The sequence below is a fragment of the Flavobacterium indicum GPTSA100-9 = DSM 17447 genome (assembly GCF_000455605.1).
GTDB lineage: Bacteria > Bacteroidota > Bacteroidia > Flavobacteriales > Flavobacteriaceae > Flavobacterium > Flavobacterium indicum.
This window is the reverse complement of sequence record NC_017025.1, coordinates 258438-273731: the sequence shown is the minus strand read 5'-3', so window position 1 is coordinate 273731 and position 15294 is coordinate 258438. Positions and strand designations below refer to the sequence as shown.

At 31.6% G+C, this 15294-nt stretch carries 13 protein-coding genes; 5 read left to right on the top strand and 8 right to left on the bottom strand.

Annotation, left to right across the window (positions count from 1 at the left end; all coding sequences use genetic code 11):
* Nucleotides 1-28: 28 nt before the first annotated feature.
* Nucleotides 29-175 carry a hypothetical protein gene (locus tag KQS_RS14270; protein ID WP_157868375.1) on the bottom strand — a complete coding sequence of 49 codons (147 nt, stop codon included), beginning with the start codon at nucleotides 173-175 and terminating at the stop codon, nucleotides 29-31.
* Nucleotides 162-287 (bottom strand): hypothetical protein, encoded by a 126-nt coding sequence (locus KQS_RS14640; protein WP_262487923.1) that lies wholly within the window; start codon nucleotides 285-287, stop codon nucleotides 162-164. Before KQS_RS14640 ends, KQS_RS14270 begins: the two co-directional genes overlap by 14 nt.
* A 400-nt stretch (nucleotides 288-687) precedes the next feature.
* On the opposite strand from KQS_RS14640, the gene KQS_RS01185 reads away from it, so the two are divergent.
* Together KQS_RS01185 and mscL are read left to right on the top strand one after the other, a co-directional pair.
* On the top strand, nucleotides 688-3117 hold the full coding sequence (locus KQS_RS01185) for a bifunctional UDP-N-acetylmuramoyl-tripeptide:D-alanyl-D-alanine ligase/alanine racemase (protein WP_014387379.1): 2430 nt from the start codon (nucleotides 688-690) through the stop codon (nucleotides 3115-3117).
* A gap of 57 nt (nucleotides 3118-3174) precedes the next feature.
* Nucleotides 3175-3546: a large conductance mechanosensitive channel protein MscL gene (gene mscL, locus KQS_RS01180; RefSeq protein WP_014387378.1), complete on the top strand. Its 372-nt coding sequence runs from the start codon at nucleotides 3175-3177 to the stop codon at nucleotides 3544-3546.
* Nucleotides 3547-3640: 94 nt separating this feature from the next.
* On the opposite strand, the gene KQS_RS01175 is transcribed toward mscL, so the two are convergent.
* From KQS_RS01175 to KQS_RS01155, 5 genes are read right to left on the bottom strand one after another with little or no spacing between them, the layout of a single operon-like run.
* On the bottom strand, nucleotides 3641-6814 hold the full coding sequence (locus KQS_RS01175) for an efflux RND transporter permease subunit (RefSeq protein WP_014387377.1): 3174 nt from the start codon (nucleotides 6812-6814) through the stop codon (nucleotides 3641-3643).
* A gap of 10 nt (nucleotides 6815-6824) precedes the next feature.
* Nucleotides 6825-7892: an efflux RND transporter periplasmic adaptor subunit gene (locus KQS_RS01170; RefSeq protein WP_014387376.1), complete on the bottom strand. Its 1068-nt coding sequence runs from the start codon at nucleotides 7890-7892 to the stop codon at nucleotides 6825-6827.
* A gap of 7 nt (nucleotides 7893-7899) precedes the next feature.
* The gene (locus KQS_RS01165; protein WP_014387375.1) at nucleotides 7900-9234 is read right to left on the bottom strand and encodes a TolC family protein; all 1335 of its coding nucleotides are present in this window, start codon (nucleotides 9232-9234) and stop codon (nucleotides 7900-7902) included.
* A gap of 6 nt (nucleotides 9235-9240) precedes the next feature.
* On the bottom strand, nucleotides 9241-9849 hold the full coding sequence (locus tag KQS_RS01160) for a TetR/AcrR family transcriptional regulator (protein WP_014387374.1): 609 nt from the start codon (nucleotides 9847-9849) through the stop codon (nucleotides 9241-9243).
* 2 nt (nucleotides 9850-9851) lie between these two features.
* Nucleotides 9852-10364, bottom strand: coding sequence for a YceI family protein (locus KQS_RS01155; RefSeq protein WP_014387373.1), 513 nt, complete (start codon nucleotides 10362-10364; stop codon nucleotides 9852-9854).
* A gap of 140 nt (nucleotides 10365-10504) precedes the next feature.
* Between KQS_RS01155 and KQS_RS01150 the strand changes: the two genes are divergently transcribed.
* Together KQS_RS01150 and KQS_RS01145 are read left to right on the top strand one after the other, a co-directional pair.
* Nucleotides 10505-11479, top strand: a complete 975-nt coding sequence (locus KQS_RS01150; RefSeq protein ID WP_014387372.1) for a polyprenyl synthetase family protein — start codon at nucleotides 10505-10507, stop codon at nucleotides 11477-11479.
* A complete protein-coding gene (locus KQS_RS01145; protein ID WP_014387371.1) occupies nucleotides 11472-11822 on the top strand; it encodes a hypothetical protein in 351 nt (116 codons plus the stop codon). The genes KQS_RS01150 and KQS_RS01145 overlap by 8 nt, the downstream gene beginning before the upstream one ends.
* Here the strand turns inward: KQS_RS01145 and KQS_RS01140 are convergent.
* Complete coding sequence (locus KQS_RS01140) at nucleotides 11819-12352, bottom strand: hypothetical protein (protein WP_041252154.1); 534 nt, start codon at nucleotides 12350-12352, stop codon at nucleotides 11819-11821. The genes KQS_RS01145 and KQS_RS01140 overlap by 4 nt on opposite strands.
* Before the next feature lie 128 nt (nucleotides 12353-12480).
* Between KQS_RS01140 and KQS_RS01135 the strand changes: the two genes are divergently transcribed.
* Nucleotides 12481-15237, top strand: a complete 2757-nt coding sequence (locus KQS_RS01135) for a 2-oxoglutarate dehydrogenase E1 component (RefSeq protein WP_014387369.1) — start codon at nucleotides 12481-12483, stop codon at nucleotides 15235-15237.
* Nucleotides 15238-15294: the final 57 nt, after the last annotated feature.

Here is a 15294-nt window from a genome sequence, read left to right as displayed (position 1 = left end):
AAATCTAATCTTAAGTTTTAAAAATTATTTAAAAATTGAAGTGCGTACCTACTTGCACTGAACCTGGACCAGTATGAATATCAATATTCACATCGCTATCTGAAGCAGCAACCATTTCAAATCGCTCTTCTAATTGCGAAATCGTTAATCCGCTTTCTAAATTATTTTGCTTCATGGTAGTGTCCTTCAATACTTACTGAGCTATCACCTTCTGCAACTGTTAATTCAAATCTTTCTTCTAATTGAACAATTGACAAACCATTCTCTAATTTTTCGATGTTTTTCATTTTATTTAATTTAATTTTAATTGTCTCCTAAACATTTTAAATCAGTTAGGACTCTGATTCACTTGCGCAAGTATTTTTTATTTATTAAATCATATAATTATTTACTATGAAATCTATTAACAACCAATTTTAATTATCATAATCAAATCTTTGGATCAATAATTCTGTTTACCTTAACCATTAAAATCATTAAAAGTTAATAGTAGTATCCATTTATCAATTTTTATATTCTCTAAAATATTTGTATTTCTACCTTTGTAGTTTTTTAACTACCTTTTAAAGGCTTAGCAAAGATATTTAATCAAAAAAAAGCTACATCAACTGAATTCAGGGGTTATACTGATAAAATTGTGTTAATTGCATTACTTGCATAATATCATTACATTTGTTTAAAAAAAAGTTGAATAAAGCTATTAGTAATATTGTTAAAACTTTAGGTTTTACAAATGTTGAAAATATAGACCACATTTCTATAGACAGTCGTTCGTTACAAAACGGGAATTCTACTTTGTTTTTCTGTTTAAAAGGACACAATCACGATGCGCATCAATATATAGAAGGATTAATTCAAAAAGGCGTTGAATATTTTGTAGTTGAATACATTCCTTCAGAAGTTAAAGACAAAGCACATTTTTGTGTGGTTAATAACACCACTGAAGCATTACAAAAATTAGCCCAAAAATATAAAGCTGAATTTCAAGAATTAGAAACCATTGCTATTACTGGAAGTAATGGAAAAACCATTGTAAAAGAATGGTTGAATTTTTTATTGAGTCCGGATTACTTTATTGTTAGAAGTCCAAAAAGTTTTAATTCGCAAGTTGGTGTTCCTTTATCCATATTTGGAATTAATGAAAAACACAATTTAGGAATTTTTGAAGCAGGCATTTCACAACGCAATGAAATGTTACTATTGGAAAAAATAATCCAACCTACTATTGGAATTTTCACTCATTTAGGTGATGCCCATAACGAAGGATTCACGACTATTGAAGAAAAAGTTAAAGAAAAAACCCAATTATTTATACATTGCAAAGTTGTTATTTTAGAAAAAAATGATTTCATAGAAAAACACCTTTCTGTCCCTAGCTTTACGTGGAGTTTTGATAATCCTGCCGCAGATATTTTTGTGATTTCCAAAGTTAAAAACAATCAAAAAACAACTTTAGAACTCCAATTACATACCGAAAAAATAGTTGTTACCCTACCTTTTTTAGATGACATATCAATTGAAAATGCTTTAACCTGTATTGCAACTTTAGCTTACTTGAAAGTAGATAACGCCACTATAAAAGAACGAGTTGCTAATTTATATGCTGTTGAAATACGATTACAAGCCAAAAAAGGCATTAACAATTGCTTACTGATTGACGACAGTTTTTCTAGTGATTATCAATCGTTAAAGATAGCGTTAGACTTTTTAGACCAACAAAAATTACATGATAAAAAAACCATCATTTTATCTGATATTTTTCAGAGTGGCTTAGCGGTTGATCAATTGTATCAAAATGTGACAAAAGCACTTCAAAACAACAAGATCGATCGAATTATTACCATTGGAGAAACCATTGGCAAACATTTAGAGCATTTACCTAATGTAATATCTTTTCCCACTACCCAAGCTTTTTTACAACAATTTAACACCCAATCATTTCAAAATGAAACCATTTTAGTTAAAGGTGCACGTAGCTTTCATTTTGATGAAATTGTAGTTCTTTTAGAGGAGAAAAAACACGAAACGATATTAGAAATTAATCTCGATGCCATTACTTATAACCTCAATTTTTACAAATCAAAACTTAAACCAGAAACCAAAGTAATGGTAATGGTAAAAGCCTTTGGTTATGGCAACGGAGGGTATGAGTTAGCCAAACATTTAGAATTTTTAAAAGTCAATTACCTTGGTGTTGCTTTTGCAGATGAAGGTGTTGACTTAAGAAAAGCAGGAATTACAATGCCAATTATGATTATGAATCCGGAAACGAGTAGTTTTCATACCATGATTGCCTATAATTTAGAACCGGAAATCTATTCGATAAGTGCTTTAGAAGCTTTTTTAAAAGTTTGCAAAGAAAAAAACGTAAGCAAATACCCTATTCATATCAAAATTGATACGGGGATGCACAGACAAGGATTTGAATATAAAGACATAAAAGATTTAGTAAATTTATTACGTCAAAACAATTTAATAGAGGTCACTAGCATTTTCACACACTTAGCCGCAAGTGACGCTTTAGAATATACTTCTTTTACAGAGCTGCAAGTAGAACGATATCATAATTTTGCTAAAGAATTAAAAGAAAAACTAGAAATTAAACCAATTGAACATATATTAAACACTTCTGGAATATTTAACTATAGTAAATATCAATTAGATATGGTTCGATTAGGCATTGGATTGTATGGGGTTGGAAATTCTGAAGAAGAGAACAAACAGTTACAACAAGTAAGCACCTTAAAAAGTATAATACTTCAAATTAGAGCGGTGGCTCCAGAAGAAAGCATAGGTTACAGCAGAAAATTTATGGTTACTCAACCTATTCGAGTTGCAACAGTTCCTATTGGTTATGCTGACGGCATAAGAAGAGCATGGGGAAATGAAAAAGGTTATGTAACAATTCACAATCAAAAAGCGAGGATTTTAGGCAATGTTTGCATGGACATGTTAATGGTAGACGTGACAAACATACCTTGTAGTGAGTTAGATGAAGTAATTATATTTGGTAATTCTCCAACGGTAGTTGAAATGGCAGAAGTTTTACAAACCATACCTTACGAAATCTTAACTAGTATTTCACAAAGAGTTAAAAGAATTTTTTATAAAAATTAAAAATATTGTTAAAATTTTCATAACTTCGATTTACCAAACTAATTAAACAATTAATTTATGTTAAAAGAATTTAAAGATTTTATTGCAAAAGGCAATGTTATGGATCTTGCCGTAGGGGTTATCATTGGTGGTGCATTTAGTGCCATTGTTACTTCATTAGTTTCTGATGTTATCACTCCAGCTTTATTAAATCCAGCTTTAAAAGCGGCACAAGTTGAAGATTTAGCGGGTTTAAAAACAGATGGTGGAATTTTATATGGTAAATTTTTAGCTGCTATTATTAGCTTTTTGGTAATTGCCTTTGTAATTTTCTTAATGGTTAAAGGATTAAATTCAATGAAAAAGAAAGAAGAACCTGCTCCTGCCGCGCCAGCTGGACCAACGCAAGAACAATTATTAGCTGAAATTAGAGATTTATTAAAAAAATAAATAAAAAATTTAATACTCTTTTTTACAACGTATTAATTATCTAAAACAAAAAAAGCTGCTTCACTTGAAGCAGCTTTTTTTAATATATACTATTTTATAATTCGTGTTTTGGGGTGAAACCATCTTCACTTAATTCTTTGTGTTCATAGTTAGCAACCATTAATTCACTATAGTTTACTTTTTCAGCCTTTCCAAATCTTCTTTTTAGACTATCAAAAATAGCATATACCACAGGTACCACCACTAAGGTTAAGAATAAAGATGAAATTAAACCTCCAATAATTACCCAAGCTAAACCATTATTCATTTCTGCTGCTGCACCTTTAGCCAATGCAATTGGAATCATACCAATCACCATAGCAATTGTAGTCATTAAGATCGGTCTTAAACGAGCATGATTGGCTTGTATCAACGCATTAAAAGTAGTTTCACCTTCTGCTTTTCTATGATTAGCGAAGTCTACTAGTAAAATAGCATTTTTAGTTACTAATCCAATCAACATAATAATACCTAAAATAGTAAAGATATTTAATGAATTATCTGTTAAAGCCAATGCAAATAAGGCACCAATAAAAGATAACGGAATTGAGAACAACACTACAAAAGGCGTAACAAAATCGTCGTATAAAGCAACCATTACTAAATATACTAAGATAATTGCAGCTAACAATGCTACTCCCAAAGTACCAAATCCTTCTGTTTGGTTTTCCATATCACCTCCCCAAACATAGTTAACACCAGCAGGACGTTCCATTTTAGAGAACACAGCTTCCCATTCTGTTGCTACAGTTCCTGATGGACGACCAACGGATTGTGCTTGTACAGTAACCGAAGTACTTTTATCTCTACGTTCCAACATACTTGGGCCTGAACTTTCAATTACCTCTGCAAATTGTGACAATTTCACTTGTTGTCCCATATTATTTGTAAATATTAAATTATTTACATCTTTAATATTAGAACGATCATTTTCATTGAAACGGATGTTGATATCATACTCATACTGACCTGCTCTAAATTTACCATCGGTATTTCCGTTAAATGCTGTTTGCATTGTTAAACCAACGGTTTGTAAATTCAGACCTAATGCAGCCATTTTATCTCTATCAACTTGAACTTTAATTTCTGGATTTCCAGCTTCTGAAGTCAATTTAATTTCCGTAGAACCCGGAATTTTTTTCAATTCAGCAGCAGCTTTTTGCGCAAATGCCATTACATCATCAAGATTAGAACCTGTAACCGTCAATACAATTGGAGCCTCATTTGCACCAAGTAATCCCATTGGAACTGTTTTTACTTTTGCACCAACCAACACCTTTTGCAACTCACGTTTTATTTTTGCTGCATAAATAAATGAATCATCATTACGTTTTGATTTTTCTACTAAGGAAACTAAAATTTCTGCTTTATATGCTGTTGAAGTTGTAGCTCCCATTCCTTCACTGGTTTGTCCTACAGTTGTAATTAAATCCACAACATTTTTATCTTTCCTTAAAAACGCTTCTGCTTTTTGTGTCATAAAATTCGTTTGTTCAACTGAAACATCTTTAGGCATTTCAATTTGAACTAAGAACTCTCCTTTATCAGTTTGAGCAAAGAATTCACCCCCAATAAATCCACCACCTAACAATCCAATTGTAGAACCAAAAAAAGCAACTAACATAATAGCTAACGTTGTTTTTTTATGGTTTAACGACCATTTTAAAACATCAGACACTTTGTGTGTAAATTGCTCTAAATAACTTTCAAAACCAATAATAATTTTTCCAAAAATAGACTCTCTATTCAAGTGTTCTAATTTTCCAAATCTAGAAAACAACCAAGGAACAATTGTAAATGATGCTAATAACGACAACAAGGTTGCAATTACTACTGTTACACAGAATTGTGTAATAATATTAGAAACCAAACCTGTACTCATTGCAATAGGCAAGAATACCACAACAATTACTAAAGTAATAGCTGTTACAGTAAATCCAATTTCAGCTGCACCATCATAAGCCGCACGCACTTTGTTTTTACCCATTTCCATGTGACGGTGTATGTTTTCTAGCACCACAATGGCATCATCAACCAAAATACCAACAACCAATGAAAGTCCTAATAAACTCATTAAGTTTAATGTATATCCCATTAATGAAATACCAATAAATGTTGCAATCAACGATGCTGGGATAGAAACCATTACTATAAGCGCATTTCTTAAACTGTGTAAGAAGAATAGCATTACAAAAGCCACCAAGATAACCGCTAAAAACAAATCGTGAATTACGGAATCAGCAGCAGTTAAAGTAAACTCACTACTGTCGTTTGCTACCTTTAATTTTAAATTAGATTTTACATAATCCTTCTCAATTTTTGCGATAGCTTCTTTTACTTTTTTACTTACTTCAACAGCATTCGCATCGGATTGTTTAATTACTTGCAATAAGATTGAACTTTTTTGATTAATTCTTGAAATCTTAGTTACATCTTTTTGAGCATCTTGTACATCTGCTACATCACCTAACCTTATTTGAGCCCCATTTTGTGAAGCAACAACCAAGTTTCTTAATTCTTCCACCGTTTTATATTTTCCAGACAAACGAATAGTAGTACTATTTTCTCTTGTTTTTATATTACCGGTAGGAAAATCTAAATTAGAAGACAATACTGCTTGCTGTACTTGAGGAACTGACAATCCAAATCCTTGTAATTTAACAGCATCTAAGCTCACTTTAATTTCTCTTTCTTGACCTCCAATTAGGTTTACTTGTGCTACACCAGCAACACGAGAAATAATAGGTTGTATTTTCTTATCTAACAAGTCGTAAAATTCTACTTCATCCATTTGAGCAGTAGCTCCAATTGTCATGATTGGAAAATCACTCAATGAAAACTTACTCAATGAAGGCGGATCAACATCTTCAGGCAAATCTTTTAAAACCGCATTAATTTTACGTTGAGCATCATTTAAAGCATAATCTGCATTTGCATCAGCCGTTAAGGTGATCATAACAACAGATAAACTTTCATAAGATTTCGACTCTAGTTTTTTAATATTTTCCATAGTCGAAACCGCATCTTCAATTTTCTTTGTAACAGTATTTTCTACTTCATTTGGAGAAGCACCTGGATAAACAGTTGAAACGGTTACTACATTAACTTCGAATTTTGGAATTAATTCATAACTCAACTGTTTATAACTATACAAACCGCCTAATAAAAGTATCGTAAATAATACGATAACCACAGAAGGTCTTTTAATTGATATGTCTACAATTTTCATATTATTTTACTTATTTTACGATTGAAACTTTTGTATTGTCACTTAAATTAATTTGACCACTTGTTACAACAACATCGCCGTTTTTTAAGCCACTTAAAATTTCAACTTTATTACCATAAACTTTACCAGCTACAACTTTTTTCAAAACTGCAGTTTCATTTTCTACAACAAAAACTTGATTACTATTTACACTTCCTACAAATGCATTTCTTGGGATGTACATAATTTCAGGTTGATTTGCAGATGTGGAACCAAATACTACAGAACCATACATTCCTGCTTTGATTTCATTATTGGGATTATTAGTCACAGCTACTTCAATAGGGAAATTTAAAGATTCATCTGCCTTTGGAGCTACAAAAGTTACTTTTCCAACATATTCTTTATCAGGATAAACTGTAGCTTTTACTTTTACAATTGAGCCCACTTTTAATTGTGCCACTTGACTTTCACTAACACTTACTTTTAATTTTAGAGAACTAGTGTTTACAATTTCGAACATTTGTGTTGGCGGCATGGCGCTCAAAATAGTTCCTACTTCAATGTATTTTTTATTGATAATTCCACTAAATGGCGCTTTTACTCTTGTATCTCCAACATGAATGTTCGCTTGTGTTAAACGCGATTTAGCATTAACCATATTGATACGAGCCTGATCTAATTGTTGTTTAGTAACACCTCCTGTTTTAAAAGCACTTTCAAAACGATTGTAATCATTAAGTGCATTTTGATAATTTGCATTTGCCGTTTGTGCTTCAACATTAGCAACATCTCCTCTAATAATAACTAATGTTTGACCTTTAGCTACTCTATCTCCTTCTTTAACTAAAACGCTAATTACCTTTCCTGAAAATTCAGCTGCTAAATTTAATTCTTGAGCCGGAGCAAAATTCCCATTAGCAACAAAATTATCATCCAAAGCTCCTGTAACTACTTCTGCAACTCTAACTGCAACCGCATTATTTTCTTGAGCTACAATTGCTGTATCAGCTTCGTTTTGTTTTTTATTATTCATCAATGTTACAACTGCACCACCAACTAATGCTACACTTATACCGATATAAATTATTTTTTTCATTTGATTATTAGTTTAGTAAATTTTTAAGTTCTCCTTTTGATTTAATTATTTGAATTTCAGCCAATTTGTATTCTAATTGAGCCGTAGTAAAATTATTTTGTGCTTCTGTTAAAGCATTTTCAGCATCTAACAATTCTGTTAAAGTAGCTAATCCATTTAAATAATTATTCTTGGTATTATCCAAAACTTCTTTAGCTAATTTCATGTTTTGTTCTTGAGTACTTACATTAATAACACTATTATTGATTTGTGTTTTAGCATTTTCGAATTGATAATTCAAAGCCAATTCCGTATCTTTAATATCTTCTTGGATTTTCTTTAAACTCACCTCTGCTTGTCTCACTCTAGAACGAGTAGAAAAACCGTTAAACACAGGAACATTTAAATTTAAACCTATTGAAGAAAAGTTAGTCCAGTAAACACCGTCAGCTGGTTTTACAAACCAAGGCATTTTAGCTCCTAATCCTTGATAACCATAATTAGCCGTTAAAGACAACGATGGGTAATATTCTGCCAAAAAGGATTTCTTTTTAAAACCAAGTAGTTCTTCTTGTTTTCTTAGCACTGCCATTTCTGTTCTTTTAGAAACCTCAGTGGTTTGCTCAAAAGCAAGTGCTGTAACATCCATAGTATTAATTGGCAATTTAATTTGTTGATCCATTGGCATTCCAATAAAAAACTTTAGAGTATTTTCTTGTAATTGCACTGCATTTATTAATTGCAATTTAATTGCTTCAAGATTACTCACTTTAACAGATATTCTATCCAAATCAATTTTTCTAGCCAAACCATTTTGATATTGACCAGTAATAATATCCTTTACTTTTTTTGTTGACTCTAAATTGCTTTCAGCATTTTTTAACTTTTGCTGATATACATATACTTGATAATAACTTGAAGAAACTTTCTCAATCAATTGCTCTTCTGTTAATTGCTGATTTACTTGATAGAACTCTCGTGTGGTTTTGGCAGCTTTTAATCCTGTAAAAACAGATTGATTAAATAAATTTTGAGACAAAGAAGCTACAGCAGTACTGTTCCATTCCTGTCCGAAAGGCACCAAAATCACTTGTCCAGGCGCACCTAGTAAATCACCTGGCAATGCACTTTTTTGTAAAATGGGATTATAGGTTAATCCACCATTCAAATTTATTTGTGGCAATGCCATTGCTCTAACTTCTGCGATTTGATGACTACTATTTTCTACATCTAGTTTTGCTTTTTTAGCATCAGTTTTATTTTCTAACGCATATTGTAAAGCGTCTTTCAAGGTTAACTCCTTTACTTGCGCTTGAATTACACTAGTAAAAAATGCTAAAGCAATGATTAGTTTATTTTTCATTTTTGGTTATGGATTTATTAATTTTAAATTATCTTCTAATTCTTGTACTCCTTTTGTAGTTGCAATAGCTCTTGTATGATACTCTAATGCTTTCAATTCCAGAAATGAGGCTTCTTTTTCTAAAGAGGTGTTTTCATTGATAGAAAAAATCAATGTATAATAAAATTTAACTGCTATTGCAACATCTGTGTCAGCTCTGTACAATCCTTCTGCTATTCCTTTATGTACATTTTGGGTAAATACAGACTCACACTCTTTAACCTCATCCTGCATCATTTTTTCATAGATTTCTGGATAGTGTTTTTTCAATTGAAACGCTGGTGAATGGTCAACGGCTTGAAACATTTCTTTAAACATCTTACGGATTTCAAAATTTTCCTTAATGGCATTGTAATTTTTAGAAATCACTTCACCCATTAAAGAATGAAACTTTTCTCTAACCATTTCAGTACCTTGCTCAATCAATATTTCTTTATTGCTAAAATATTTGTAAATCGTTTTTTTAGACATGCACATTTCACTTGCAATATCATCCATGGTTACACTTTTAAAGCCAAGCTTTAAAAACATATCTGTAGATTTAGCGATTATTTTGTTTTTAATTTCGCAAGCCATATTTAATTACTTAAAAATTCAAAATTTCCTTCAATATTTATATTTTTCCCAAAAGCAAACCCATTTATAGTTACTTGTTCATCTACCCCTAAACCAAAATCTTTTTTGTTAATTTCTCCTACAACATCAAAAATCACTTTAGATTTTCCATTTCTGATTTTCTCCGTTTTCACATATGCTTCTAACTCAACCATTTTTGTTATGTTGTTTATCGTCACATAACCTTTTATAAAACTGATGTTGTCGTTTATTCTCTGATAAGAAACAGACTGAAAATGAATAGAAGAATTTTTCCTTAGTTTTAAAAAGCCTTTTGAATCTGTGTATTTAATTTTGTTTTCAGCTTCAATTACTAAATCGAATTGTAAGGACACATTTTCTACTTTTTGATTCCTAACCAATACAAATCCAGAAGAATGCTGAATTTTATTCTTTAAATAAGAAGCCAAATTCTTTCTAACTTTAATAAAAAAATTCGACTGATTTTGATCTAGTTCTAAACTTAACACTTGCATGGTGATACTATTTAACGGTGCAAATGTATAATGGAAACTTTTAAAACGCAAATAGTTTCCATAGTATTTGCAAAAATTTAACATTTGATATATTCCGTTTATATCATGTAATTAACTTAAATTAGCAAAAAAAAAGCATCATGTTAACACTTTCTGATTATCAAGAAGTTATTAAAAATCATTTTGAAAATATCAACTTAGATAAACAACCTAAAAATCTTTATGAGCCCATTTCATATATTTTATCCCTTGGCGGAAAAAGAATTAGGCCTGTTTTAACTTTGATGGCTGCAGATATTTTTGATGGCAATTACAAAGAAGCATTGTCTGCAGCTGTTGCCGTTGAAGTTTTTCATAATTTTTCTTTAGTACATGATGACATTATGGATGATGCTCCTCTACGAAGAGGAAAGAAAACGGTACATGAAAAATGGGATTTAAACACTGGAATTCTTTCAGGCGATGCCATGTTAATTTTAGCCTATCAATATTTTGAAGTCTATGAACCATCTATTTTTCAAGCATTAGCCAAATTATTCAGCAAAACAGCACTAGAAGTTTGCGAAGGCCAACAATACGATGTGGATTTTGAAACGAAAGACGACGTTTCTATACCGTCTTATTTAAAAATGATTGAATACAAAACTGCGGTTTTATTAGGTGCAGCAATGAAAATGGGAGCAATAATTGCAAAAACTTCAGAAGAAAACTGTAACTTAATTTATGATTTTGGCTTAAATTTAGGGATTGCTTTTCAAATACAAGATGATTATTTAGACGCATTTGGAGATCCTGAAACATTTGGCAAACAAGTAGGTGGAGACATTATAGAAAACAAAAAGACGTATTTATACTTGAAAGCAAAAGAATTTTCAAGTCCTGATCAACAAAAACAATTAAGTCATTTATTTTCAATACAACCAACAGACAATACTGAGAAAATTGAAGCCGTTAAAAGTATTTTTGACGAATCAGGCGCTAAGGAAGCAACAAAAAAGGCTATTGAAACGTACACATTTAAAGCTTTTGAGACTTTAGAAAGCATGTCTATATCAGAGGAAAAGAAAGATTTGTTGAAGAATTTTGGTAAAATGTTAATGGGAAGAAATGTATAACCCTCCACAAAATATTGATCTATTAATCACTCAAGCAGAAGAGGAAAATTTGTATTTCAAATTAATTGAACAAGTTAATAAGGATTTTAGTTTGGCAAATGAAAACATCGAACTTCCTTCAAGTATACTTCCTTTTGAATTTAAAAACAGAGTTCAAGATAAAATCCTTCATTTAATTCAGCATAAATTTGGAGAATATCTCAATTTACTTTACATAATAGACGTGTCTGAGGCTGAAGTTAAAAAGCTAGACGGTTCAGATTTGATTAAACTATCTGAACAAGTTGCGTTTTTGGTATTAAAACGTGAATGGCAAAAAGTTTGGTTCAGAAAATATTATTAAAAAATAACCCTCATAAACGGCATCCAGGCCTGAGAATACACATTATTTTTCTCCCTATATAAAATATTATAACGAGCACCAATAGTAACATTACCAGAACGGTATCCTAAACCTAAAAACAAAGCAGTATTCCAAAAATCATCAGTGTTTTTAGAACCAGCATAAGTATCGTATTTCAGGTTTACTCTTAACTGCTCTAACTCTGCAGACAATTGCAATTCTTCAACAGGATTTACAAGTCCAATTACCGATGCACCATACATTACAGAAGAAAAATCACCACTACTCTTTACATAACTTCCAATTAATCCAAAACCAATCATGGTAGTAGTAGTAATTGGCTTATAGGCTGTTGGTGCTAAAAAAATATCCGTGTAACCACTTCCAATTGCTAGACCTAATCCACCACCAAATTGAACATCTTTAAAATAGGAAGGCTTGTTTTTTGAAAGAGTATCATTTTGAGCATACGATTTTGCAAAAAAGACAAATAAATAAACCAAAAAAAATGATTTTAACAACTTTAACATATTTTTCATCCGTAATTTAAACAAATTCAAATTTATAGTATAAAAGTATAAAATTCTTTGAAAGATTAGTAAAAAAGTTTATACTTTTGCATAAATTTTTTAACACAAAAGATTGAAAAATCAATATCATGGATAGGTTTTCCTTTTTAAACGCAGCACATACAGCATTTTTTGCTGACTTATATGATCAATATTTAGAAAATCCAGACAGCGTAGAACCAAGCTGGAGAAGTTTTTTTCAAGGTTTTGACTTCGCAAATGAATTCGCTAGTCCCGTTGATCAATTAAACCAAATTTCTTCTGGAACTATAGATAATTCTCAACTTTCAGAAAAAATTCAAAAAGAAATCAAAGTACTCCAATTAATTGAAGCATATCGAGTAAATGGACACTTATTTTCTAAAACAAATCCTGTAAGAGACAGAAGAACTTTTACTCCTACTTTAGACATTGAAAATTTTGGCTTAAACACTAACGATTTATCTACAGTTTTTCAAGCTTCAACTTTAATAAGCACTACAGCTTTAACCTTAAATGATTTAGTTGCATTATTGCAGAAATTATTCTGTCAATCCATTGCATTTGAATACAAATACATTCGTGACCCTAAAACACAAGCATGGATTGAACAAAAAATCAATGCTATGGTGAACGAAACACCTTCAGATAGAAAAAAAATTATCGTTGAAAAATTAAACGAAGCGGTTTCTTTTGAAAACTTTTTACATACAAAATATGTAGGTCAAAAACGTTTTTCATTAGAAGGAAATGAAGCCGTGGTACCTGCCTTTGATTTGTTAATTGAAGATGCTGCACAACTAGGCGTAGAACAAGTTGTTTTAGGAATGGCACACCGTGGTCGTTTAAATGTCTTAGCAAACGTATTTGACAAATCACCTAAAAATATATTCAGCGAATTTGACGGAAAGGATTATGCGGATGGCGATCATTTTGATGGAGACGTTAAATACCACTTAGGAATCACGACTCACAAAACCACAAGATCAGGTAAGGCAATCAATATTAATTTAGTTCCCAACCCATCCCATTTAGAAACGGTTGGTGCTGTAGTTGAAGGTATTACTCGTTCAAAACAAGACCGCTATTTCCCAAATCAACCCAATAAAGTTTTACCTGTAATTGTTCATGGTGACGCTGCTGTGGCAGGACAAGGTTTAGTGTATGAAGTAGCTCAAATGGTTACTTTAGATGGTTACAAAACTCAAGGAACTATTCACGTTGTAATCAACAACCAAGTTGGATTTACGACTAATTACACCGATTCACGTTCGGCTACGTATTGTACAGATATTGCTAAATTAACCTCAGCTCCAGTTCTACATGTAAATGCGGATGATGCTGAAGCAGTAGTGAAAGCGATGACTTTTGCATTAGAATATAGAATGGAATTTGGCACTGATATTTTTGTTGATATTTTAGGTTATAGAAAATATGGCCATAATGAAGGAGACGAACCGCGTTTTACTCAACCAAAATTATACAAAACACTTTCTAAACACAAAAATGTAAGAGACATCTATGGCGCTAAATTAGTAGAGCAAGGTGTAATTTCTTCTTCTTATGTTAAAGAAATTGAAGATAGCTATAAAGCAAAATTAGATAACGACTTAAATGCTTCTCGTGCTGAAGAATTAACCGTTATCGAACCTTTTATGCAAGACGAATGGGTTGGTTTTAACAAAGCCGATAGAGCTAAAATGTTAGAAAAAATCAATACCGCTGTAGACAAAAAAACGTTAACTGATATTGCAAAAGTAGTAACTGAATTACCTTCAGATAAAAAATTCATCAGCAAAATACAAAAGCTAATCAACGACAGAAAAGCCATGTATTTTGAGAACAACAAATTAGATTGGGCAATGGGCGAAATGTTAGCGTATGGCTCATTGTTAACAGAGGGATATAATGTTCGTATTTCAGGACAAGACGTAGAAAGAGGAACCTTCTCTCACAGACATGCTGTAGTTAAAGTAGAAGAATCTGAAGAAGAAGTAGTATTACTAGACCATATTCCAAATAAAAAAGGAAACTTTAATGCGTTTAACTCTTTATTATCCGAGTATGGCGTGGTAGGTTTTGATTATGGATATGCCTTAGCTTCTCCAAAAACTTTAACCATTTGGGAAGCACAATTTGGAGATTTTTCTAATGGGGCACAAATCATGATTGACCAATATATTTCTGCGGCTGAAGACAAATGGAACAACCAAAACGGTTTGGTATTCTTAATGCCTCATGGATATGAAAATCAAGGTGCTGAACACTCTTCTGCAAGAATGGAGCGCTATTTACAATTATGCTCTCAACAAAATATGTTTGTGGCTGATTGTACTACTCCTGCTAACTTCTTCCATTTATTAAGAAGACAAATGTTAGCCGATTATAGAAAACCATTAATGGTATTTACACCAAAGAGTTTATTACGTCATCCGGAGGCCGTTTCATCAATAGAAGAATTTGCTACAGGATCTTTCCAAGAAGTAATTGACGATGTTCATGTAAATCCAGCTGATGTAAAAACATTAGTTTTCTGTACAGGTAAATTCTATTATGATTTAAAAGCAGAAAGAGAAAACCAAGGCAGAAATGATGTTGCTTTAGTTCGTATTGAGCAATTATTCCCATTAGCCATTGATCAATTACAAGCCATTATCAATAATTATCCAAACGTTGATGATTATGTATGGGCACAAGAAGAACCAAAGAATATGGGTGCTTATGGATATATGTTAATGAATTTTGATTTAGTTAAATTACGTTTAGCTTCATCTCCAGCTTATAGTGCGCCAGCGGCGGGTAGCTACACTCGTTCTAAAAAACGTCATGCGGCTACAATTGCTAAAGTATTTGACAAAAATTTATAAAAAATAAATTCGTATTTTTGAAACAATAGATAATAACAACACTTTATAAAATTATAT